Origin of the sequence: Bacillus sp. OK048, assembly GCF_900103525.1 — a bacterium.
Classification (GTDB): domain Bacteria; phylum Bacillota; class Bacilli; order Bacillales; family Cytobacillaceae; genus Neobacillus.
The window spans coordinates 243,651-269,232 of record NZ_FNHN01000001.1 but is presented as its reverse complement, the minus strand read 5'-3'; the positions used below and the strand labels follow the sequence as shown (position 1 = coordinate 269,232).

The 25,582-nt window shown below is 38.5% G+C and carries 16 protein-coding genes; 14 read left to right on the top strand and 2 right to left on the bottom strand.

Annotation, left to right across the window (positions count from 1 at the left end):
- The first annotated feature begins 22 nt into the window (after positions 1-22).
- The 8 genes from BLR86_RS01305 to BLR86_RS01275 all read left to right on the top strand — a co-directional run bounded on the left by BLR86_RS01305 (position 23) and on the right by BLR86_RS01275 (position 11,696).
- The gene (locus BLR86_RS01305; protein WP_090757842.1) at positions 23-2,188 is read left to right on the top strand and encodes a methylmalonyl-CoA mutase family protein; all 2,166 of its coding nucleotides are present in this window, start codon (positions 23-25) and stop codon (positions 2,186-2,188) included.
- On the top strand, positions 2,185-4,353 hold the full coding sequence (gene scpA / locus BLR86_RS01300) for a methylmalonyl-CoA mutase (protein WP_090757841.1): 2,169 nt from the start codon (positions 2,185-2,187) through the stop codon (positions 4,351-4,353). Before BLR86_RS01305 ends, scpA begins: the two co-directional genes overlap by 4 nt.
- A 2-nt stretch (positions 4,354-4,355) precedes the next feature.
- Positions 4,356-5,480, top strand: coding sequence for a methylmalonyl Co-A mutase-associated GTPase MeaB (gene meaB / locus BLR86_RS01295; protein ID WP_090757840.1), 1,125 nt, complete (start codon positions 4,356-4,358; stop codon positions 5,478-5,480).
- Between the two features lie 46 nt (positions 5,481-5,526).
- Entirely contained in the window at positions 5,527-7,068 is a 1,542-nt protein-coding gene (locus tag BLR86_RS01290; RefSeq protein WP_090758226.1) for an acyl-CoA carboxylase subunit beta, read from the top strand.
- Positions 7,069-7,444: 376 nt separating this feature from the next.
- Entirely contained in the window at positions 7,445-7,600 is a 156-nt protein-coding gene (locus BLR86_RS25875) for a hypothetical protein (RefSeq protein ID WP_175492755.1), read from the top strand.
- 310 nt (positions 7,601-7,910) lie between these two features.
- Positions 7,911-8,084 carry an aspartyl-phosphate phosphatase Spo0E family protein gene (locus BLR86_RS01285; protein ID WP_090757839.1) on the top strand — a complete coding sequence of 58 codons (174 nt, stop codon included), beginning with the start codon at positions 7,911-7,913 and terminating at the stop codon, positions 8,082-8,084.
- Positions 8,085-9,911: 1,827 nt separating this feature from the next.
- Positions 9,912-10,457, top strand: coding sequence for a metal-dependent hydrolase (locus BLR86_RS01280; RefSeq protein ID WP_090757838.1), 546 nt, complete (start codon positions 9,912-9,914; stop codon positions 10,455-10,457).
- Positions 10,458-10,649: 192 nt separating this feature from the next.
- Entirely contained in the window at positions 10,650-11,696 is a 1,047-nt protein-coding gene (locus BLR86_RS01275; RefSeq protein WP_090757837.1) for a hypothetical protein, read from the top strand.
- Positions 11,697-12,170: 474 nt separating this feature from the next.
- Here the strand turns inward: BLR86_RS01275 and BLR86_RS01270 are convergent, their stop codons facing one another.
- Both BLR86_RS01270 and BLR86_RS01265 read right to left on the bottom strand, forming a co-directional pair.
- Positions 12,171-12,389, bottom strand: coding sequence for a tyrosine-type recombinase/integrase (locus BLR86_RS01270; protein WP_254782196.1), 219 nt, complete (start codon positions 12,387-12,389; stop codon positions 12,171-12,173).
- Between the two features lie 1,292 nt (positions 12,390-13,681).
- The gene (locus tag BLR86_RS01265) at positions 13,682-14,119 is read right to left on the bottom strand and encodes a hypothetical protein (RefSeq protein WP_090757835.1); all 438 of its coding nucleotides are present in this window, start codon (positions 14,117-14,119) and stop codon (positions 13,682-13,684) included.
- A 148-nt stretch (positions 14,120-14,267) separates the two neighbouring features.
- Here BLR86_RS01265 and BLR86_RS26920 point away from each other — a divergent pair, with 148 nt between their 5' ends.
- The 6 genes from BLR86_RS26920 (at position 14,268) to BLR86_RS01235 (ending at position 25,448) form a co-directional block, all read left to right on the top strand.
- Positions 14,268-14,543, top strand: a complete 276-nt coding sequence (locus tag BLR86_RS26920; RefSeq protein ID WP_090757834.1) for a tyrosine-type recombinase/integrase — start codon at positions 14,268-14,270, stop codon at positions 14,541-14,543.
- Positions 14,544-14,784: 241 nt separating this feature from the next.
- Positions 14,785-15,483 (top strand): GNAT family N-acetyltransferase, encoded by a 699-nt coding sequence (locus tag BLR86_RS01255; protein ID WP_090757833.1) that lies wholly within the window; start codon positions 14,785-14,787, stop codon positions 15,481-15,483.
- 171 nt (positions 15,484-15,654) lie between these two features.
- Positions 15,655-16,773 (top strand): alpha/beta fold hydrolase, encoded by a 1,119-nt coding sequence (locus tag BLR86_RS01250; RefSeq protein WP_302847189.1) that lies wholly within the window; start codon positions 15,655-15,657, stop codon positions 16,771-16,773.
- Positions 16,774-17,921: 1,148 nt separating this feature from the next.
- A complete protein-coding gene (locus BLR86_RS01245; RefSeq protein WP_254782195.1) occupies positions 17,922-18,617 on the top strand; it encodes an MFS transporter in 696 nt (231 codons plus the stop codon).
- Between the two features lie 848 nt (positions 18,618-19,465).
- A complete protein-coding gene (locus tag BLR86_RS01240) occupies positions 19,466-22,189 on the top strand; it encodes a polysaccharide lyase 8 family protein (RefSeq protein WP_090757832.1) in 2,724 nt (907 codons plus the stop codon).
- Positions 22,190-22,274: 85 nt separating this feature from the next.
- Positions 22,275-25,448, top strand: coding sequence for an alginate lyase family protein (locus BLR86_RS01235; RefSeq protein ID WP_090757831.1), 3,174 nt, complete (start codon positions 22,275-22,277; stop codon positions 25,446-25,448).
- Positions 25,449-25,582: the final 134 nt, after the last annotated feature.

Sequence of the window (25,582 nt, the reverse complement as noted above, 5' to 3'; positions counted from 1 at the left end):
TTCTGAAAGGAGGGGGATAGCGATGATAAAAGATGTTCAAGAAAAAGACCACCGAGAATTAAATGAGGAAACTCGAAGATTTGGTGAGTTTCCGGTCCCTTCATATGAAGAATGGCGGCAAGTTGCGGAGAAGACATTAAAAGGCGGCTCATTTGAGGAGAAGCTTATCTCAAAAACCTATGAGGGAATTTCACTTCAACCCATGTATAGGCAAGAGGATATTGAGGGTCTTTCCCACCTTTCTTCCCCACCAGGAGCTGTGCCCTATGTACGAGGAACTCACGCTTTGGGTTATCAGGAAAAACCTTGGGAGGTAAGTCAGGAACTCCTCTATAGCACTCCTTTAGAATTTAATGAGGCAGCCAAAAGTGATTTAACTCGTGGTCAGACGATGTTAAATCTTGTCCTTGATCATGCCTCGGCCTTTGGACAGGATCCAGATCAAGCCTTACCTGAAAATGTAGGAAGTGAGGGAGTGTCCATTAGTTCCCTTAAAGATCTAAATACTGCCTTAGAGGGGATCGACCTTGAACAAACTCCACTGCTTGTTCAAGCGGGTTGTATAGGATTACCCATATATTGCATGGTTGTAGCACACGCCCAACAGAAAGGGATGGATATCAGAAAGTTGCGTGGATGTGTGGGGATGGATCCGTTAGGTACGCTGGTAAAAGAAGGGACTCTGCCGTTTTCCTTACAGAACGCGTATGACTTAACGGCCCAGTACACCTTATGGGCCAAGGACAAGAGTCCGGAATTAAAGACCATTTTCATACAGGGAGATCCTTATCATAATGCAGGCGGAAATGCTGTTCAAGAGTTAGCGTATGCTTTGGCTTCAGGTGTGGAATATGTTCGTGAGATGCAGGAAAGAGGGCTGTCAGTTGATGAGATTGGACAGAGAATCTCCTTTTCCTTCTCAGTTGGCTCTAATTTTTTCATGGAAATTGCTAAGTTTCGGGCAGGACGCATCCTCTGGTCAAAAATCATTCATGCTTTTGGTGGAACTGAAGAAATTCAGAAAATGTTCATTCATGCTCGTACTTCCTCCTGGACTAAAACGGTGTATGACCCGTACGTGAATATGCTTCGTGGTACGTCGGAAGCTTTCGCTGCCATTGTAGGTGGAGTGGATAGTCTTCATGTCTCTCCTTTTGATCAAGCAGCAGGTCCACCCGACGAATTTTCCCGTCGAATTGCTAGAAATACGCAAATCATTTTGGAAAAAGAAGCTCATTTATCTAAGGTAGCAGACCCGGCTGGCGGCTCTTGGTACGTTGAATTCCTTACTGATTCTCTTGCTAAAGAGGCTTGGAAACAATTCCAGCTTATTGAGGAGAACGGAGGGATGTTTAAGTCACTAGAAAATGGTTTTGTACAGGAGCAAATCAAAGAGATTGCAGACAAGCGTTTCAATAATATCAGCCGCTGTAAAGATAAATTTGTAGGTACCAACATCTATCCTAACTTGGGTGAACAAAAGCTTCCAAACCGTGAGGAGAACAGGGATTCTGCCTACTTGTCCCGTTGTTCAGAGGTACGTTCCTATCGACAAACCAATGTTAGTCAAAAGCAAACAATCCTTCAAGCACTCAGAAAGAATAGCGAACAAAAGCTCGTGGAAACCTCCTTAGAGGCGTTTCAAGCAGGTGCAACTTTAGGTGAATGGGTACAGACTATCTCTCAAACGGAAAAGAATCTTCCAGTCATAAAGGTCTTGCATAGCCATCGTGGTGCAGAACCATTTGAAGCTTTAAGAAAAAGAGCAGAAACGTTTAAAGAAAAAAACGGCACCTATCCAAAAGTGTTCCTTGCAAATATGGGACCAATTCCACAGCATAAACTGCGTGCGGATTTCGCTGCTGGTTTTTTTGAAAGTGGAGGGTTTGAGGTGATCTCGAATAACGGTTTTGAAACGGTTGACCAAGCAGTAAAGGCTGCGATTCAATCTGGTGCGTCGATTGTTGTTATCTGTTCAAATGACAACGCATATCCAGAGTTTGTACCCCCGTTGGCACAAGCGTTAAAAGTGGCCAACCGGGAAATCACCCTGTTTGTAGCAGGTCGTCCAGCTTCAGAACAAGCAGGACTTTTCAAGCAAGCTGGAGTGGATGAATTCATACATTCGCAATCAGATTGTCATCACGTGCTGTTTTCCCTTCAACAGCAGAAAGGAATTGGGCGATGAGTAGAAATCCAGATTTTACAACGATTACGTTCACAGGAAACTCTCAATCTTATAGTGATAGGCTATTGAATCAGGATGCTGCTTTAGACCATTTTAAATGGCAGACGATGGAGCAGATTGATGTCAAGCCTTTTTATGATAGTAAAGATTTGATTGGGATGGAACACCTTGGGTATGTTGCTGGGATTGCTCCGTATTTGCGGGGGCCATACCCGACAATGTATGTGACAAAACCATGGACGATTCGTCAATATGCCGGATTCTCTACAGCGGAGGAAAGCAATGCGTTCTATCGTAGAAATCTGGCTGCAGGCCAGAAAGGACTATCAATCGCTTTTGATTTGGCTACTCACCGCGGCTATGATTCAGATCATCCCCGTGTTGTAGGGGATGTTGGAAAAGCCGGGGTTGCTGTTGATTCAATCCTAGATATGAAAATTTTGTTTGATGGTATTCCCCTAGATAAGATGTCGGTTTCGATGACAATGAATGGGGCGGTTCTACCAACATTGGCTTTCTATATTGTTGCTGCAGAGGAACAAGGTGTTCATCGATCTCAACTGACCGGAACGATTCAAAATGATATTTTAAAAGAATATATGGTACGGAATACGTATATTTATCCGCCTGAAGCTTCGATGCGAATTATTGCCGATATTTTTGCTTATACCTCACATCATATGCCGAAGTTCAACAGCATTAGTATTTCCGGTTATCACATGCAGGAAGCGGGAGCAACGGCTGATATTGAATTAGCGTACACGTTAGCGGATGGATTGGAATATGTAAGGACTGGATTAAAAGCTGGCATCGATATCGATTCTTTTGCTCCACGCCTATCCTTTTTCTGGGCAATCGGGATGAATTATTTCATGGAAGTGGCAAAAATGCGTGCCGCACGTATTCTCTGGGCAAAGCTAATCAAGCAGTTTAAACCTAAAAATGATAAATCGATGGCTCTGCGCACACATAGTCAAACCTCTGGGTGGAGTCTTACTGAGCAGGATCCTTACAATAACGTAATCAGAACCTATATTGAAGCAATGGCAGCGACATTGGGACACACCCAATCGCTTCATACGAATGCGTTGGATGAGGCAATTGCTCTTCCAACGGACTTTTCAGCCAGGATTGCCCGTAATACTCAATTGGTTTTGCAGAATGAAACAGGAATAAGCAATGTAGTGGATCCATGGGGAGGATCCTATTATGTAGAATCATTGACTCGTGATCTTGTAAACCGTGCCTGGGATCATATCCAAGAGGTTGAGTCACTAGGGGGAATGGCTAAGGCGAATGATACCGGTTTGCCAAAGATGCGGATTGAAGAAGCAGCCGCTCGCCGCCAGGCTCAAATTGATTCTGGAAAGGAATTAATCACAGGTGTAAATCATTATCGTTTAGATAAGGAAGATCCTCTTGAAATTCTTGAAGTTGACAATACGGCGGTACGTAAAGCACAGATTCGGAGATTAGCAGAATTAAGGGAAAATCGTGATGAAGCAAAAGTGCAGCTAACACTCGACGCGATTACAACGGCTGCAGAAACCGGGGAGGGAAATCTGCTTGCTTTAGCGATCGAAGCAGCAAGAGCAAGAGCGAGTCTTGGGGAAATTTCCAATGCTTACGAAAAGGTAGTAGGTCGCCATAAGGCTGTGATTCGTTCAATTAGCGGAGTATACAGTGCGGAGTTTGGTGAAGAAGAACAGGTAGCTGAGGTAAGGAAAATGGCCGATGGATTTGAAAAACTAGAAGGCAGACGACCACGGATTATGATCGCGAAAATGGGACAGGACGGACATGACCGCGGGGCAAAGGTCATCGCCACAGCCTTTGCCGATTTAGGATTTGATGTCGATATTGGGCCTCTTTTCCAAACTCCCGAGGAAACCGCAATACAAGCCGTGGAAAATGATGTTCATGTAGTAGGAATGAGTTCCTTGGCTGCTGGTCATAAAACCCTATTACCACAGTTGAATGAAGAATTAAGAAAGCTGGGTCGTGAAGATATTATGGTAGTCATCGGTGGTGTGATCCCTGTTCAGGACTATGAATACCTAAAACAGAATGGAGCAGCAGCTATTTTTGGGCCGGGAACAGTGATTCCTGTCGCTGCACAAAAAGTGCTTGAGGAAATCACCCGCCGACTTGAGGTTGGGATCTAATTATGGATAGAAAAAAGAAAAAACCGGAATGGGTGCCTGAAACCGAGGGAGATGAATTCGCTTCTCATGTCGTGGAAGGTGTTACAGGGGAACAACATGAATGCCCAAACAGTTCAAACGATTTTCCTATTTCAACTTCGCCCCGGCGGCCCCGATTAACAGTAAGTGACTATGTTAAGGGTGTTCTTTCAAGAAATCGCACAATCATCGCACAAACCATCACTTTAGTTGAAAGCAATCAGGCTCGGCATATGGAAACCGCTCAGGAAGTGTTGAAGCAGCTGCTTACGTACACCGGAAATTCAATCCGGATAGGAATTACTGGTGTTCCTGGTGCAGGAAAAAGTACATTAATCGAAGCGCTAGGTACAATGCTTTGTGATCAAGGTCATCGCGTCGCCGTTCTTGCTGTCGATCCGAGCAGTACGATTACGAGAGGCAGCATTTTGGGGGATAAAACAAGAATGGACATTCTCTCACGTAACCCAAATGCGTTCATCCGCCCATCGGCTTCAGGCGGGACCCTTGGAGGCGTAACCCGGAAAAGTCGGGAAACCATGCTTATTTGTGAAGCAGCCGGGTATGATGTCATTTTAGTTGAAACCGTAGGGGTTGGTCAAAGTGAAGTGACAGTTCGTTCAATGGTGGATTTTTTCTTATTAATCATGTTAACAGGCGGAGGAGACGAGCTACAGGGAATCAAAAAGGGTGTCATGGAGTTGGCCGATGGAATCCTTGTCAATAAGGCGGATGGAGAAAATAAACGGCGTGCATTGGTAACAAAGACGGAACTTAACCGAATTCTCCATTACTTACAGCCTATTACGGAAGGCTGGTCAACGAAGGCTTATACTTGCTCCGCTTTATCGGGTGAAGGGATTGCTGAGATTTGGCAAGTAATACAGGCTTTCCGCATTCAGACATATAAATCAGGTATGTTTAATCAACGTCGACTTAAACAAACTATTGATTGGATGTATTCAATGGTAGAAGAAGATTTACGGGCAAGCTTCTTTAGTCATCCACAAGTGAGCAGATTAATTCCCGAAATGGAAGATGCTTTAGTACACGGTGAAATGTCTGCAACCATGGCGGCAAAAGAACTATTGAAAACATTTGGTGACTAATGGGGCAAATTAAATGGAAGTAAGAGGAGTATGATTAATGAGTACAATGTATGAAAAAATAGATGAATTAATGGATAGAAGGCTAAAGGTAGAACTTGGAGGCGGGGACGCCAGGATCGATGCTCAGCATAACCGCGGTAAGCTGACAGCTAGAGAACGGATTGATCTATTGTTGGATGAGGATACGTTCGTGGAATTAAATTCATTTATCCATCATCGAGCAACAAACCTTGGAATGGATAAAATGGAAGCCCCGGGCGAAGGGGTAGTCACTGGCTATGGAAAAATACATGGACGTCTTATCTATGTGTTTGCTCAAGATTTCACCGTATTTGGAGGAGCAGTTGGTGAAATGCATGCACTTAAAATCTCTAGAATAATGGATTTGGCAGCCAAATCAGGCGCTCCTGTAATCGGTTTAAACGACTCTGGAGGCGCTCGGATTCAAGAAGGGGTATCCTCTCTTAGTGGGTACGGCGAAATTTTTTATCGCAATGCGATATACTCGGGTGTTTTTCCGCAAATCTCTGTCATTCTCGGACCATGTGCCGGCGGTGCGGTTTATTCCCCAGCAATTACTGATTTTGTGTTTATGGTGGAAAAGACAAGTCAGATGTTTATAACTGGTCCTAAGGTCATTGAAGCAGTAACAGGTGAAAAAATTTCTTCCGAAGATCTCGGCGGAGCAAAGGTTCATTCTAGTATTAGTGGTGTTGCACATTTTACTGCTGACTCTGAACCGGAAGTGTTAAATGAGGTGAGAAGATTACTGAGCTATTTACCGCAGAATAACATGGAAACTCCACCCGTAATGAAAGTAGAAAAAGACGATGGATGGAACGACGAATTGATAGATATTGTACCGATTAAAGGTACTAAAGTTTATGATGTTTGCAAGGTAATTGAACAGGTAATAGATGATGGGGAGTTTATGCAAGTTCAATCTGACTTTGCGAAAAATATTGTTGTAGGTTTCGGACGAATTGATGGTTACACTGTTGGGATAGTAGCTAATCAACCAAAAGTTATGGCGGGTGGCTTAGATATTAACTCTTCTGATAAACTATCTAGATTTATCCGATTTTGTGATTCTTTTAATATTCCATTAATTACTTTTGAAGATGTAACGGGATTTTTCCCTGGAGTAAATCAGGAGCACGGTGGAATTATTCGTCATGGGGCAAAAATTTTGTACGCCTATTCTGAGGCAACGGTTCCCAAAATTACAGTTATCCTGCGCAAAGCCTTCGGTGGTGCTTATGTTGCTTTGAATTCTAAATCAATTGGAGCAGATGTGGTTTACGCTTGGCCAAATTCTGAGATTGCTGTTATGGGACCAGAAGGTGCAGCGAATATTATCTTTGCAAAAGAAATTCAGGAAAGCATTGACCCAGCAGCAACCAGAGCTCTAAAAATAGCTGAATATCGTGAGAAGTTTGCTAATCCTTATATAGCCGCCTCACAAGGGATGGTTGATGACGTTATTGATCCGCGTGAGACTCGAATGAAGCTTAAGGAAGCACTTGAAATGCTTCGTACGAAAAAAGAAACAAGACCTGGAAAGAAACATGGAAATATCCCATTGTAGAGGATACTTAATGTCTGGAAACATCTTGTAAATGCCAAAACGTTATGGATGGCTGCTCTGGTGCTTATTTTTTAAAAAAGCCGAGGTTCTGTTTGGTATTCTCTAACATGGATGTGGCAGTACCATTCGTCCCGGACCGGTTTGACAGGTGGGGACAGGCGCCTCCTTGTAATTATGGAAGAAAAAGACATAAGAAAGTCAGTTTAGAATAGATGGGGATCTTTTAATCCTGGAATCAAAATTATTTGAAACAGGAAAGGACATTGAAGTGTCGTTTTGCGATGGACCCATGTTGTGAAGTTAAGCAATACAATAGTGCCAATTTTCCTGCAAAGCTGTTTTCATGGAATCATTCTTTATAAATGGAGGGATTTTTTTGAGTGAGCAAGAAAGAATGTTGCAGTATAAAACTTCAACCATTTTAGAAAAAGATACTTGTCAAATGACCTTAAACGATATTATAGAGGAGCTTGTTCATATCATTGAAACAAAATTAGCAAATGAACAAAAATTGGAAAAAATTATGAAATAAAATACAAAGACGAATCAACTTTTTATAATTGAATTGTCTTTTTTTACCATCTTTTATTCTTATTGTTCCTGGTGTTCCAAGGTAAATAGGAGGATACAGTCAAGTTCTACATACGAAGCATGCAATATATAGGTCAGGAGTTACAACTTTTCCAGTTTGCCCGTTTTGTATGAGTAAGGCTGTCCATATTGCTTAACAATGATGAGCGATGGAACGAAAGCAAAAGAAGTAGAAGGTAAAGTACAAACATTAGATGTGGAGAAATTCTTGAAAAATATTTAATACAAAGGTGAATATTAAGGAGTAATTTATGATTATAACGACAACTGACCAAAAAGAATATGAACTTTTAAAAAAAATTGAATTCCTTCGCAAAGAAATGATAAATGCTGGCACCCACCATGGTCTAACTAGTCAAGAAACTATTAATGTCAGTCAAAAACTGGATATTTATATAAAAAGTTATTTATTTATGAAAAATTAAATTAATTAAATCCATTTTAAGTATATCTTATCAGGAAGGAAATGATCTTAGGATACTCAAACCAATAATATCTTTTTTATGCTGGGGCTGGTGAAAGTGCTACGGCTTCGGGCAATTTCTAAAACGTTTGTTCGTTTGATCCGGAAAACTTTGATAGTCAAGAATCATGAGTAATTCAAAGGACGACTGGGTGTTATGATGTGCACTTAACTGAATTTCGAGCTGGAACTTTAAGTTTAGCTTATCAGAGTGGGCTAAGAGGAACCTTTGGTCCTATATGTGATAACTGTAAGCCTTTACTAGAAACTGATAACACTGTAAGTGGTCCATGGGGAGAACCGAGTGCCTTTAGACATTAGTTTACTAAAGTAAACCGATAATGGTTAGCGTTTTCAAATATTCCAATATCAGATAGGATAAATTCCACAATAAAAGTACTTGAGGAATCGAACCATAGAATAATATATCTAGTAGAAAAGGGACTTAGGTTAGGGAAAGTTCTTTCATTGATGTTGTTGAGCCAACTATAAATGCTTTAATTGCATTTAAGTAGATAGAAAAGATGAGATTGAACTTCTTGATTCTATTCACGTGAAGAGCTAATAACAAACCAGCTTTTACAAATGTACTAAATCAGATAATTATTTTTTTTAATTTTAATATTGGAGATTGTTATTCCAATAAAAGAGTGTTTTGAATTCTTTGTTTGTCTTGACAGGAGTTACAAGTAACAATTACAACGATGAACATGCACGACCTCGTTGCCACACAGGATTGTTATTGCAAGAATATCTGAATGAGTTAGTTGCAATTACAGTTTTTTTTTACCGATTGACCGATGTATTAATTAGTGGTGGAACGACTAACTTTAGGGATAACATAGACCACGCAGTACCTTAGAGCAGGTCATTTGAATTTAGATAATCGAAGTCCCTTATCCAAAGAAGAACCGCATTTAAGCATTACTTCAATATTATCTTTCTAAATCATATTTTGCTTATGACCAGTTATTGCTTTAAGAAAATTTCTCTCTATTATAGACCGGAGCATATGTTGAAGCACTGTATATCTGGTCATATATGAAAATATATGAAAATATATGAATGATGATTTATAGTTAACTGTGAGACATTATTATTATCATGTTGGAACCATTTAAGTCTTTCTAAGTTAGGATGATAAAGTTACCTAGAAAGACTACAAAATTAATGAACAATAAGATAATTCTGATTGATTAAAAAAATATAAATTTTCTGTAATAAAACAGCAGGCTAAGCATTAGAGTGTTCAATTCATTTTTGGCAATTGCTGATTGCATATTTTTAACAAAAATAAAAAGCCTTGAGAAATTCAAGGCTTTTTGACGTCCCGAAGAGGATTCAACTCCGACCTACAGTTTTAGGAAACTGCTGCTCAGCATATTTTAGGGTGTTTATAGAATTGACAGGGTTGAGATCACTGAAAAAGTATAAGTTTCTAATGCAAATAGCGGTAGAAATAATTCATCTACGGCTGTTGCTCGTCTAGGATTTTTCTCACTAGTCCCAAATATAAGCAAAGAGGAGATTTTAGATAACATAATTACGATTATACGTAAAAGAAAAAAAAGATTAAGATATATAAACCAACTGACCTTTAAATCGAGAGAAATATATCTTAAATCAGTAATCTTCTTTCCTTGTTTTTATCAATATATAAAACATTCTAATGCATCACTCTTGAAGTGATGCATTATTTTTTGAAAAGAAATGGTATTTATCCTAACACCATCACATAAAAATCTAATAAACATGCTAGGTACATTCTACTAAGAAAAGTGGTGGTAATATGTTGTATAAAACTCACCTTGCCACATCGATTGCAGTAGGAGCAGGGTTGGCAACAGTAATATCTTTTCCATTTACAGTATGGTATTTAGGAGGTATTTCGTTAGGTAGTTTGTTACCAGATATTGATGAACCGCGTTCTTTTATCGGCAGAAAATCATTTGGCCTCGCAGATATAGTAAATAAATGGTATGGACATAGAGGAGCAACACATTCATTATTCGCATGGTCCTTATTAACAATATTGATTTGTTTTTTTAATAGTCCATTTACTTTAGGATTAAGCTTAGGATATCTATTCCATATTGCGGGTGATTATTTTTCTAGGTCAGGTGTGCCTCTCTTCATGCCAATTACAAAGAAACGATTCAAATTCTTCCTTACATACAAAACCTCTAGTACAGATGAATTAATCATTTTCTATGTGGCAATCCTCACAGCAATTACTCTTACTCTAAACGAACAATTAAGGACACCATTAACCTCTTCAATAGCAGATTTGTTAGCAAGAATAATTAAATTTGTTTTTCATCTTTTGGATAAATAGGAGGTGGGATATGCCAAGAACGATTAAGGAAGTAAAGTTAGATGAATTAGTGTTAAGCAATATTTCTTCTGAACGAGCAAGGATTTATAAGACTTTATTAATGATGAAAGAGAAGTAGATCAATTAATTTATCAGACATTTCCCCTAAAAAATTATGGGCAGTTAAATGAACATTTAAGGATCTATGGGTCATTGTCATTAATTGAAGGTTTTCAAAAAGTGAATGATGATAAATTTGATCACCCTGATACTAAATTAAAGAATATTAAATTTGAGGGGTTTAATGATAATAATCAAATTATATTACGATTTATAAAAGATAATGTTGCTTTGGATGATACAGTGGCAACGGGTGAATATACTTTCACACATGATTTTTTGAATCATTTTTTTCAAATGGGTTATTTTGCAAAATTTTGTTTTAAGCATAATTACCACGACTTATTATCTGAATGCATTACATATTTAATGGAAGAGAGAAAGAAGGAAGAAAGTCAATATAGATTAATAATGAAGGAAGATAATTATTATATTCGTGGCTTAACTTCAACAGATTACAATAATTATGATAATCACATTGCCATTTATTTAATATTATTAGCCTTACATGCTTATGCAAAAAAAGAAAACATATTTTTTAAAATTCTTAAGGCAAATTTAACGGACTCTGATATTGAAATATTTATTGAGCAGGAAAACCCTATACACGTATCTGATATTGGTAAGATTTATTTAGGGATTTATGTATCAAACAATGAGGTAGGAAAAAAAGCATTTTCAATAGATCTAAATTACAAATTCATGGATAATGACGGGGCTTCCTTTAGAGCATTTTCAACGAATCAAGTTTTCAAAATTAATCATAGGACTTCCATACGAAATGTTGAAAAACAATTAGAAAATATAAATAACTTAGAAGAAATGAGAAAAGAAACATTGGAGCAAATTCATTTCATGATAAAAAATCCTGAGGTAGATGATAATACACTTTATGAAATGGTTTATCGTGAAATTGATAGAAGAACCAAAACATTTAGCTCTGATACCCGTAAAAAAGCCCGTGTAATGTATGATGAAACTCATATTAACAATACAATTTCAATTATAAAAATATTTCATCAGATTAGCCAAATTACCGATGATGAAGAAGAAAAGTTAAATCTCGAAAGGATTTACCATGACGTACTCATTAGGATGAACAAAAGGAAAGCTAGAAGTAATAATAATCAAACCACTTAAGAATTTATTTTACTTGGAATCATTTCCGTAGTAACTCGTAGTAACAAGAATACCTTTGACTGCCCCTCATCTCTCATTATTCCATTCAGCTCCCGAACAGCTGAAAGTGGGACGACATGATTTCTATGCTTAATCATTAAATTTTATCATTTGATATGGGAGAAATTCGGTGCCGAGTTTGGTGCCCATTTGAAAAAATTTAATGATACTACATGATACTCTAAATCACTGAAACCTTATTCTATAGCACTTTATGGGGCTTGGTGATACTAGATATTACATACTGTATAGAACTTCAAAACTGCTTGAGACCTGCGTGCCAGGTCTGCTGGGTTCGATTCCCAGGCGGTCCCGCCAACTCATTACTATCAAGGGTTCTAGCGAATACCTTATATACTTAGACCAGAGGGCACTCGGTCTTTTTTTATTGTCGGGTGCCCAAAAAGTGCCATTTATGATTTTGTACCGTCGATGTTAATCAAGAAATTCATCTAAGGTGTCAACGACCAATCCTTCCATCGATTCTGTTACGTGGGAATAGATATCCATTGTAATATCAACATGTGAATGTCCTAAACGCTCACTAACAATTTTAGGGTGGACATTTGCTTGTAATAACATCGTAGCATGAGAATGTCTTACGTCATAAAAACGAATGTTCGGAAGTCCGGCAGCTTTTAATGGTTTGTACAATAGAACACCTAGATTTAAAGATAGTATAGAACTTTATTAATCGCTTTTACAAGATCAAAATAAAGCTAAATTAGTCTTTGAAGAGTTAATACTAATATCTGCTACTCAAAATCAATCAAATAAAAATTTATGGAAAAATCATATTTCCATGAAAATCCTTTCTATTTAGAACAGAGCCTTGATATGGATTGGGAGGCATGATTTGGTTAATCCACCACTCGAATACACCTTTGGGTCGGATTTCGAGTAAAATCATGCCTACTGAGGCTACGTGTCAAGGCATTTCAGATTTTCTTTGAAATTTGAAGTGGCTTAAAATTCAATTATCAAAAACAGTAGGTTCTATTATATTGTCTTTTCTTTAAATTCCCTCTACTTTTTTGATGCTTTAAAGACTAAAGGATTGAAATGTTAATAAACCCATCAACATTTCATTGTGTAGTTAATTATACTACACACATTGAGTGTGTTTAGTAGTTAATTTAAAAGTTGAGCAATTTTACATTTTTTAATATTTCACGATCGGGCGCAATTGTTAAATAACTGATAACTATTTTTTATATTAAAATTGTAATTAGGTAAACCCTACTAGACCAATTTATCTGCGATCACAACTCAAACCATGTGGGATACGGAAACAATATGTTGAATTTAACATTAATTTAACAATCTAATAAAATGTAATAAAAAGTAGTTAAAGATGGTACAAAATATTTTTTGAAAAACCTATAATGTCGCGGGTTCGTTAAATATTATTATAGATGTTACAGTTTAGTAAGGAATGGGCAGCATGATGTAATCTTGCCTTCCAACCCTTGATATATAAGGTTTTTTGAGTAAGATGAGAGTGGAATGCTAACATTTTGCTAACATAGAGGATTTTAACGGAAGCTTCTCATGAGTTCAGCGAACTTTTGAGAGGCTTCTTTTTTCATTTCTTGCGTGACATTGAAATACAGATTTTTTGTAATTTGATCATCGATCATATAAATCATTATAATGATGGATCTCCTGAAGGTGTCGCTCATATTCCTTTAGGGGATATCCTCATTTAAGTATATATGGGATTAATTGGAAATTAATATGGTATACATCTTAAAATAAGAAAATACTACCTTAGAGTTAGGGAGAAAGTAGTTTTTCCTAAAGTTATTCATCATACAAGATGATGACTCACGCTGTCTTGAGTAGTTTGCTTGAAATATGTCACTTATTTTAAAAAAAAGACATCCACACCCCATAAATGTCTTTTTTCAGAGGATTTTTTTCCTACTGATTAGACCCATTATTAATTACATACGTACAATGACTGTGCCTCCAGAAGGTGTTGAAACGGTCTGACTTTGCTCTGGTTGTTTCTGTTTTTGAAGAAGTTGTAACAATTGATGATTTTGTTGTATTAAATAAGCAAGTTGGTAAGAGAGATGTTTAAGGTGCTTTTCAAGATCACTTTCGGACTGGATATGGTATGGAATATGTTGTGTCTGGTCGTTATGATATGCAAGGAATTCAGTAGGTGGATAAACCAAACTATTTTTATCTTGGAAACTTTCTTGATGTTGGTTGTTAATTCTTTTAGAAAATTTATTAGGTAAAGGGGACATATTAATTTGGGATTGAAAATTCTCTTGGCGACTTAAGCTGTTATTTTGCTTACTATGGTTTCGGGACTTTGAAGTAGGTTGATAAAGGTCATAATGATGGTACGGGGGGTAATATGAATTGTACATTTAATTTCACCCTTTCTAAGAATATAGTACATTATATACTAAAGAAAAAAGGGGGATGTTTGTCTTTACGAAAAGGGGTTATAGCCTAAGTGATGACGGAAATTAGATACCAATTCTTTAAGGGGTAGAGTCAGGAAAATTAAGTAATATTTTTGTAACAGGAAGAAAACCTTATCGGCAAATAGCAACTAGAAGTATTGAAAGAGCAATAGAAAAGATGGTAATAAGAACCAATATAACTAAGAACATTTCTCCAAGAACCTTTAGGGATACTTTTGTCAGAATTATGTTAGAAAAGGGATATCAATTGAATATCTTGCAAGTGTTATTAGGATATTCTCCTACTACTAGCAGATTTGCAACCCTTTTTAGCATTACTAAAACAAATATATGGGATATTATGCAATCACGTCCAGATTTTTAGTATAGATCCTTAAAGAAAGGCAGCTAACCCCCTCCGGAGCATTGCCTTTTTAAGGTACTTAAATGATTAAACTGAAAATCTTATAAGATTTAAGATTATATGATTACTGGATTCCCTTTTATAAGTGAGAGGATTTCTTCAAATTAATATTTTAAATTTTCGGAATAGCAGTATAATTATCATGTGGTTTTCAAATATGTTTGATATTTATATTTATACTTTATGAAGCGAGGGATATTTTATGGTGCCAATTTTAGTAGAGTTAACAGAGGAAAAAATTAAAGAAGCCATTTGTAAGAACTTTGCGGACCTATGTGATATTTTACCTAAGGAACAAGTTAATGCTTGCCAAGAAGATGGGATGAGATGGTTCTCATCTTCTGTATCGAACCCTTTATTTAATCGAGTGGTGTCTACGAATTGTAATGAAGTGGATTTGCCCCTGGTAGTTGATGATATTACGAATTATTATCAAGAAAAAAAACTGCCATTTATGTGGATGACATGTTCAGAATTAGATAAGCCTCACAACCTGAAAAACTATTTAGAGGAAAATGGATTCGGATCTATTGGAACAATGCCTGGAATGGCATTAAAGTTAGAGGACTTATCCGGTGAAAATGCAAATATCCCAGGGCTAGAGATCGAGGAAGTGAAAACAGAAGATGATTTTAGTAGCTTTATGAAGGTATTGAAAGAAGGCTTTGAAGCCACCGACGAAGTTGCAAATGGTTTTAGAATAATTGATGAGGCAATTCTCAATCAACCTGAATATGGTACACATTTCTTAGCACGTTTAGATGGTGAGGTAGTAGCAATTTCTTCAGTCATTTATCTTGCTGGTGTTGCTGGAATATACAATGTAGCTACACTTGAAAAGGCAAGAAGCAAAGGAATGGGCACTGCTATTACCAAGCAGCCGCTATTTGAAGCTAAATAAAAAGGTTATCAATTGGCGATACTCCACTCAAGTGATCTAGGATATAATGTATAAAAAAATATTGGGTTTCAAGAATATTATCAGATCGGAATGTATGTGAAGGCATAGTATTTATTTCTGTGGTGAATTTTCAATCAAATATAATATTTCCATTTAAAGGAGGAACAAAAAATGGATATGAATTATGTTGAAAAGCAAAGTTTTACTGTCGATAACTTTACTTTTGAAAGTGGAAAAACCATTCCGGTTACATTAGGTTATGAAACATATGGTGAATTAAATGAAGACAAATCTAATGTTATCCTAGTAAATCATTATTTTAGTGGATCTTCTCATTCAGCAGGGAAATATACACCGGAAGATCCTCTTCCAGGATACTGGGATGATTTAATTGGCCCTGGAAAAGCGGTCGATACAAATAGATTCTTTGTAATCAGTACAGATAATATTGCGAATGTACATGTGAAAAATACAAAGGTTATCACTACTGGTCCACGTTCAATTAATCCAGAAACAGGAAAGAGATATGGCCTTGAGTTCCCACAATTTAATTATAGAGATATGGCTAGAATTCAACATGAATTTTTAACAAAACAACTAGGCATTAAAAAATTGTATGCTGTTATGGGACCCTCTGCGGGTGGTATTATCTCTATTAACTGGTCAGTTCTCTATCCTGAAATGGTGGAGAGATTAATTGGTGTCATAACCAATTCACAAACTCCAGTTCATACAGCATTCAATGTATGTCAACACGCCATGCGGGTTATTGAGTTGGATCCAAAATGGAATAATGGTGATTATGAGGATAACGATGGACCAGATGAGGCGACTCGTTTAGCTTGCCAGTTAATGAATATTGGCGCATATACATCAGAATATTTTGAGCAAACTTTTAAACGTGATAGTAGTGAAACTGATCCTTATTTCGATATTAAAGCTAAAACATCCTATGAAAAGCAATTATATGAATTAATCAATAATGCAAGTTCAGTTACGGTTGATGCAAGCCATTGGTATTATACTAGCCGTGCTACAATGTTGCAGGATATTGCACATGATTTTCATTCCTTAGAGGAAGTGTTAAATAGAATTACAGCCAAGGTATTAATGGTATCCTGTACAAGTGATATGCTATTCCCAACAGTTTATAATCAGCAGATGGTTGAGATATTACAAAATCAAGGGAAAGATGCTCGACTATATAAGATAGAAAGCATGAAAGGGCATATGGCCGGAGTATTCGATACACATTTATTTAGTAATCAAGTAGCAGAATTTTTGTCATAATTTAATCTAATTGTGGGGGACAAGGGGACAGGAACCTTCTCTTATTTTAAGTATTCCCTAATGGTGACAGCTTAGTGGTTTCACAGCCTTCCCTCCATATTTCATGAGATCCCCGAAATTGAGCAACCTGAACATGGTAACCCTTTGGCCCTTTATCCGAATGGCATTTTTAATGGGAACAGCAGTGATCGTTTACTATTGTTATTTTCAAAAGTTAATTATAGAGAAATCTATTTCAATGAAAACAAGTGGAAAATCGAATAGCTTATTATGAAGCATTAGATAAAGCACATACACAAAAAGAATATGATGACTTTATTAAGTTAGTCATCAACGAAGTAGAAGATTCATTAAACCTATATTTAAGTACAATAAATAGAAACACCTAATAGAACATACTGTAGAGTTGTCAGTCCTAAGTTAGACACCGCCTACACCATTTTTTATCTGAAATGCTAACATTTTGCTAACGCAATTCAATGAAAAACGGTAAAACTCCGTTAAAGATGTTACAGTAAGAATTTAACAATACCTTGATAAACCGCACTTTTTGCACCTCTCATTAAAGATATTACACACTCTCATCTTACGGGCGGCATGATGTAACATGCCCCTCAATCCCTTGATATTTAAGGGTTTTTGAGTAAGATGAGAGTGGTTTGCTAACATTGAGGATTTTAACGGAGGCTTCTCATAAGTTGAGCAAACTTTTGGGAAGCTTCTTTTTCATGTCTTTCGTTACATGAAGATATATATTTCTGGTCGTATCATCATCAGAGTGACCTAAAGGAACAGTGGTACTCCGACAATAATTATCCCAGCAAAAACGTAACTTAAACTTATTAATATAAACTTAAAGAAATCATAGATTGCTCCAGCTAAATCTTCAACAAACCTTATCAAAATTATCCCCTCCGAATCTTGCTAAGGTTAAGCGCCTGATTGCGGAAGATCATTTCGCAAAGTTAGTCTTTACGATATCAAAAATATTGTTCCAAAGTCTCGGTTAGGTGAGGGCATTGTTTTTTTCGCAATGTCTACAAGCGTTGGAACGACAATGGGGCCGCTAATTGCTATTTCTTACCTTGCGCATTTTTCATTCCATTCCATGATGATGTTAACTCTCGGACTTATGACTATTTTCAGTAGTGTGCAGTTTTTCCACAAAAAGTACGGTTAAAGAAGAAAAGGAACGTCCACAGGCGACAATAAAAGAACCTTTCTATAAGTACATGTTTGATAAGCGTGTCCTTCTTCCATGTATTTTGGTAACGTTCAACTATATAGCCATTGCAGGAACAGTCAACTTTATGGGGGCGTTTGGTAAAGAAAACAATGTTGGCGGAAGGATATCACAGTTTTTTATCGCACAAGGGAATGCAATGGTAATCGTTCGGGCCTTCTCTGGTAAAATTTTCGATCGATTCGGTCACAGAATCCTTATAATTCCAGCCGCCATTTCAGGGGCTGCAGGTTTAATTCTTTTAGGCTTTTCTACTAGTATGGTGATGGTTTTGGTTTCAGGGGCATTATTCGGAATCGTTTTTGCCATTATCCATCCAATTATCCAAGCTTGGGCATTAACTCTTGTTCCACCAGAGAAAAAAGCAACAGCCAATTCTATGCTACTTATTTTTATAGATTTTGGTCTGGCCATTGGATTAGTAGGTCTTGGATTCTTAGATAAAAGTGTTGGATACGGCATGACTTTTAGTTATTCTGCAGCTTTTATGATTATTATTTTGTTATTGTATCTAATTGGGAGCAAGAAAACGGTAACATTTGAAGCTAAAAAGGAAAAATCCCGAACGAAACATACTAGCTTACGAACGGTTAAACCATAACAATTTGGGGCTGTACCATTGTCAACATTGACTTATGGGACAAGCCCCTACTTGACTATTGCTACCTGAGCAAACTTGCGGGGAGCTTCTTTTTTATAGAATTCAAACAAGGTTCTAACATATTTAATTTCCCTTTTTGTGATTGTAACATCAGTATCGACAACACTTTATATAAAGTCCGAACTAGAGCGAGTGTAAAGTGAGAAAAAAGAGGTTTCTCCTTTTCATATATGTTATGTAGTAATAATTTTAATGGATTCTCTTTTGGCAAATGCTGTAATGACTAAATATTTCTTTGGGACGGAATTTGATCTAATACTACAATTAGTCATCCACAGGTTCATGATTATCCCAATTTATATATTAGGTCACTTTGTATTTGAAAAATATAAATCAGTTTATCGAAAATACAATACAACTTAAAACCGGAAAGTGATTGTACTTAACGAAAAGTACTTAAAAAGGAAAGAGCGGTTTACAAAATTAAAAGTATAATGCCGCTTCTAAGGAAAAATAGATCTTCGGTATAACAGAGGTAAGTCAAAAAAAGTTCTTATTCAAATATCAATACCAAACCACTTCCTAAAAAGCTAGGGAGTGGTTTTTTCCGGTTTCTTTAGAATTGGCAGTGTTAAGTTTAGCAAAATCCCTAAAAAATTTGCAAAAACTCCTAAAATGTGTGCGTATTCTGAATATTGAATCGGTGATAAAATAGACTTGATTCTATGAAACCGCTTGCATAATAAAAGTAAGTTGATAACGTGTTTTCTAGAAGGGGGGAGTCGATGAAAAAATCTTTGCTGGTTGATGAGGCTTTTAATCTTTTATGAAACGAGGGGAATGAGCAAGTGAGACATCTATTATCGTTAGCGGGGAAAACGCTTTTAGCTTTTGTGGTTGTGTTTGCAACGATTTTACCGCTTACTGTAAAGCAAAGCTCTGCGGAATCAGGGGCTGCAGGTGATTTTGAAGCCCTGAGGCAAAAATGGAAGTCCTATTTAGTCGGTGGCGACTTTTCGCCGGATGACCCGGATGTGGTCAGCAAGGTTGATATTATTGCAAACACGGCAAACGATTATTGGAAGACCATGGTCAAAACCAACCCGGACAATTACATCTGGGAAGATTTAGATGACAGCACCATCACCATAGAAAAGAGCAAATCGAGCCCGATGACATTAGCTTATCAACGTCTGGAAGCCATGGCGCTGGCGTATTCCACAAAAGGCGCAGCCGTGAAAAATAGCACTGGCGAATCGGTGATATTGTACGAGAACGAACAATTATTAATGGACATTAAAAATGGTTTGGCATGGCTATATGCAAAGAAATATAACCCGAGCAGAGTAATAGGTAAAACCAACTGGTTTGACTGGTGTATTGGCACACCGCTTACTCTCAATAATACAGTCGCGCTTTTATATGATAAGTTAACAAAACAGGAAATTACCAACTATATGAACACTATTGAAAAATTCACTCCAGATCCGACCAAAGCCAATGGTGGCAAGGCGACGGGAGCTAATCTTATGTATGTGGCGACCGTTGTGGGTATTCGGGGAATTATCGTCGAAGATGGCGATAAGGTTGCGAGATCACGTGATGCCATCAGCCCGATCTTCGAATATGTGACCACTGGTGATGGTTTTTATACAGACGGCTCCTTCCTGCAGCATGGTTCACATCCGTATACTGGCGGGTATGGGAAGGCATTGCTTGCCAATTTAGTTTCATTCGTTTACTTATTGGATGGATCAGTCTGGAAGGTAACCGACCCAAACCTGGATAACATGTACCAGTGGATCTTTGATTCGTACGAGCCCGTTATTTACAAAGGCGGTTTAATGGACATTATCCGCGGCCGAGAAATATCAAGATTTAACCAGCAGGACCATTTGATGGGCCATGAAGCCATTCGACCTATCCTGCATCTCTCCCAATTTGCACCTTCAGAATATGCTGCAAGGCTGAAAAGTATGGTGAAGGAATGGATTCAATCGGATACATTCTTAAGCTTCTATGAAACAGCACCAATCTACCATGTTGTATTAGCCAAACAAATTGTACAAGATTCAACTATAAAATCAAGGGGAGAGCTGGTCACGAACCGCCAATTCCCTAACATGGACCGTACCGTTCATTTGCGTCCTGATTTTGGTTTTGCCATTGGTATGTCTTCCAGTCGTATCTTTAACTTTGAATCGATTAATGACGAGAACTTAAAGGGCTGGTATACGGGTGACGGAGCTACCTATTTATATAACAGCGATTTATCACAGTACAGTGATGATTACTGGGGTACCGTCAATATGTATAGACTGCCCGGAACTACGGTGGACACCCAGCGCCGGGCCGACGTTTCTGGACAAAGCTATAAGAGTTCGAAAAATTGGGTGGGCGGGACAAACATAGCTGGTCTTTACGGCGTCTCCGGTATGGAATTGGATGCTTGGAGCAGCACTTTAACCGCGAAAAAATCCTGGTTCATGTTTGATGACGAAGTCGTTGCACTCGGATCCGGCATTAACAGTACGGATAACCGTACGATTGAAACGACCATCGAAAATAGAAAAATCAGCGATGCAGGCAAAAATACATTGACCGTTAACGGGACTGCAAAGTCATCTAATTTAGGTTGGAACGAAACCATGGGGGATGTGAAAACCATTCATCTTCAAGGTAGCACGCCAGGATCGGATATCGGCTACTACTTCCCGCAGCCTGCTGAGGTTCATGGTTTACGCGAAGCAAGGACAGACAAATGGAACAACAGTAATAATTATCCAAAATTTACTGATTCATCCGATGTGACGAAAAACTTCGTAACGTTATGGCAGGATCACGGAAAGAATTCTAGCAATGGAACATATGAATACGTCCTTCTACCAAACAAAACTAGCAATGCTGTGACGGATTATGCCAATAACCCGGATATTTCAGTATTAGAGAACTCTGCTGACGTACAGGCAGTTCAAGAAAAGAACCTAAACATCGTGGCGGCAAATTTCTGGAATGACAAGGTAAAATCAGTGCAAGTGAACGGAAGGGATTTCATTAATAGCGATAAAAAAGCTTCCGTCATGACGATGCAATCAGGAAATGTACTGGAAATAAATGTATCTGATCCGACACAGGCCAACAAGAGCACTATCAATGTGGAAATTAACAATCCAGCTGCTTATGTGATATCAGCCGACAGTGGTGTAACTGTCACTCAGACATACCCAACCATTAAACTGTCTATCGATGTCAAAGGAGCACAAGGCAAAACGTTCAAGGTAAAACTGGCACTGCTAAGTGTTGATTCGATTAACAAGCTTGTCGATGACTATGCGAATTCTGGAGATGTACAAGGAGCATTGCTGGTACAGTTAAAGGCAAAATTAACACAGACACAAGACCAGTACAGCAAGCAGCACACGACTCAAGCGGTTAAGAGTTTACAAGATTTCCAAAAGCACATTAATAATAAAGGGCTGCAAGACCAAATTTCCGGTAGCGCAAAGGAAGTTTTAAGCACTAAGGTTGAGCAGCTGATCGAATATTGGTTCCAAGCCGTAATACCCAAATAAATTTTAAAGGAGGCCCTTTCCGGACGTCTGGACCGGAGGGTTTCTTTTTTTGAATTGGCTGATCAAAAAATGAAGGAGGAATTTCATGTTCATTCACAATAAGTTCCGGAGAATCAGCAGCTTATTTATGATCATTCTTCTGGTTGCTTCGCCGTTTCAAACGGGCGGTCAGATAAAAAAAGCAAAGGCTGCTGACCAGATTAATTTGGCGCTGAATGCAGCAGCCATTAATGCTTCCAGTTCAATGACGGGGAGCAATCGATTAGCGAATATTGTTGATGGAAATACAGCAACTTTGTGGCAGCCGAATAGTACGGACCGCCCAAATGGTTTTGTTTGGTTTATTCTGGACCTGGGGTCATTCAAGACTTTTAATAAGGCTGTCCTACAATTTGGAACAAATGTCGGTTCCGATAAAGTGAAGATTGAATATAACAATGACAATGGCTCCACGTGGAATGCCGCCTATGAAAAATCAATTGAGAACAAAGCGTCAAACAGTCCCAGAACAGAAACGGCTGCATTTGGTCAACAGGTGGAGGGCCGGTATGTAAAAGTAACCTTTACTCTTGTGGATACTGTAAAAAATTTTAATCTATCAGAATTCGAACTATATAACGATGTTCCTGCCAAAACCGCTCCAGTCACGAATGCATTCGTGGTCAACGGTAACGGACAAGGAATCATCCATTGGCAGGACCCGGTACAGGATACTAACTATTTGGATTTTGATCAGGTCATCGTAACAGACATCTCTGATTCTTCCAATCCTAACCCGGGTACGAAGATAGTCGATAAAGGCGTCGGTGAGGTAACCATTGACGGTCTAACCAATGGCAAGGAATATACCTTTGCCGTTAAGACTGCCGCAAAGGATCGAACGGAAAGTGACGCGGTCAATTTATCGATGGTCCCAACGGAAAAGCAAAACACGATTCTCATCAACTTTCAGCAGCTTACGAAAGTGAAAGAATCCCTAACAAGCACAGGCAAAGAGTATGCGGATGCGGTTAATAAATTAATAGGAGAGGCCGATGCAGCCTTAACCAAAGGGCCATATTCCGTCACGTACAAGCCTAATCCTGCTCCAAATGCCAGTATTCATGATTATTGGAGTATCGGACCATACTGGTGGCCAGACCCGACAAAACCGGATGGAATGCCGTATATTAACAAGGATGGCCAATTTAACCCTGAAGGCTATACGGAAAAGTATGATAAGCAGAGCTTTATGGATTTAAGGGATGCCGTATCGTCACTGTCACTTGCCTACTATTTAACCAATAAGGAAGAGTACGCTAAACATGCCGCGCTGCTTTTAAAAACCTGGTTTATCAATCCAGAAACGAAGATGAATCCAAACATGAGGTATGCCCAAGGTGTCCCAGGCGTAACCGACGGCCGTAAGGAAGGAGTACTGGAATCGGATAAATTGCTGGATATCATTGATGACATCGAGCTAATCTCTCCTTCAAACAGCTGGACGACAAACGACACCATCGGGTTCAAGACCTGGTTATCTGAATATACAAACTGGCTGGAAACCAACTCAGTGGCCCAGGATGAGAAAAATACTGCCAATAACCATGGCACCTGGTTTGATGCTCAGTTCACAGCCTATAATCTTTATTTGGGCGCTAAAAATAAAGCCAAGAATTATTTACAGAAGACAACGATTCCGCGGATGACGGATCAAATTATGGACGATGGGACCATGCCGGAAGAGCTGCGGAGAACGCGACCATTCCATTACTTCACCTTTAATTTGATCCCATTTACCATGCTGGCAGTGATGGGTGATCAAGTAGGGGTAGATGTTTGGAGCGCTGGAGAGGAAATCCGGAAGGCGTACGATTTTATTACTCCATATGTAGTAGATTTCACGGGATGGCCATACGATGAACTCGAAGCGCAAGAGGACGAAAGAATTTTCTCCACATACTTGCGGGAAGCGGCAGCCAAATTCGGGGAAGATTCCTACTGGAGTGCCTCAGATATCATGCTAAAAGACCAGTTAACCACCCATCGGGCAAATTTGGTGGCACCGAGTCTTGCCGGAGGCAGCCCGCGGAAAGAATTTGTCACTTTTAGCTTCAAGGAATTATATACCCCAGTGGTTGGAACCATCTACGGTAATGAGATCAACGTAACGGTGCCAAAGGGGACGGAAAGAAAAGGATTAGTTGCCTCCTTTATCACAACTGGCAAGCGTGTAAAGGTTGGAAAGACTGTGCAAGTGAGCGGCGAAACGGCCAATGATTTTACCGACCCCGTCAAGTATACAGTCGAATCGCCAAATGGTTCAATAAAGACATATATGGTAAAGGTAACAGAATCTAACAAGAAGTTTTCTGTTAAAATCTATCAATCCAGCTTCACTGAATTCAGGGCCGATCCAAGAATTGATGAGATATTATCACAGGATAGCAGTGTCAGCTTATTCGATATTATGGAAAAATTCCCGCAATCAGCAGCTGACATTAAACCACTAATATGGTATCAAGGCTATTATGATCAAGGCCACTTCAAAGCCCCGGCGCAAATCTTTGTGAAAGATGGAAATTCGACTCATACCCGGTCGATGCCGGCAGCATTAAGGCTGTTGAAGGATTCAGCAAACAGTTCTACTGCCACGGTGAATGTAAGTACGAAAGGCTATAAGGATTTGACCATTTCATTTAACGCAAGAACACAAAATAAAACTAATGGCTATAAATTGGTCGGTGAATGGTCAGTTGATAACGGGAATACCTGGAATACATCAGGTGAGTTGCTCCGGGACAGCAGCCATACGGAACTGACTGATACGTATGCCAAAATTCCGTTCACTTTTACGATTAGTAATCCAAATGCCTTTGATAAACCGAATTTCCTTTTCAGATTCCGATTAGACAGCTCCAGTATCGGATACATGAACCTGGATGATGTTGAAATATCTGCTGTTCCGTCGGAAACGAATGCTGACTTGAGCCGGCTGATCCTTAGCGAGGGGACATTGTCTCCTTCGTTTAATGCGGATGTAACTGAGTATACAGTTAATCTAAAACGAAATATTAACAGAATTAATATTACACCGGTTACCGCCGATGCTGCTGCAAGAGTGAAGGTAAATGGTGTGGCTGGCTCTGAGTTGCGGCCGATTCTATTAAAAATTGGCGATAATCCAATCCATATTGAAGTGACGCCGAAGAAAGGTGAACCAAAAACCTATCATATCAATGTGAAACGGGTTGACTTTCCTGGAGGCAAAGACAAGTAAATCTAGATAAATCGTGAATTGAACTAGAAAGCGGGGATAATAAATGCCCGCTTTCTGTTTAATTGGATAAAGTGTTGGAAAGGACCTTATTTATTGTTCTAGATTAATTTACTGGGAAGAATAGTCATAAAGTT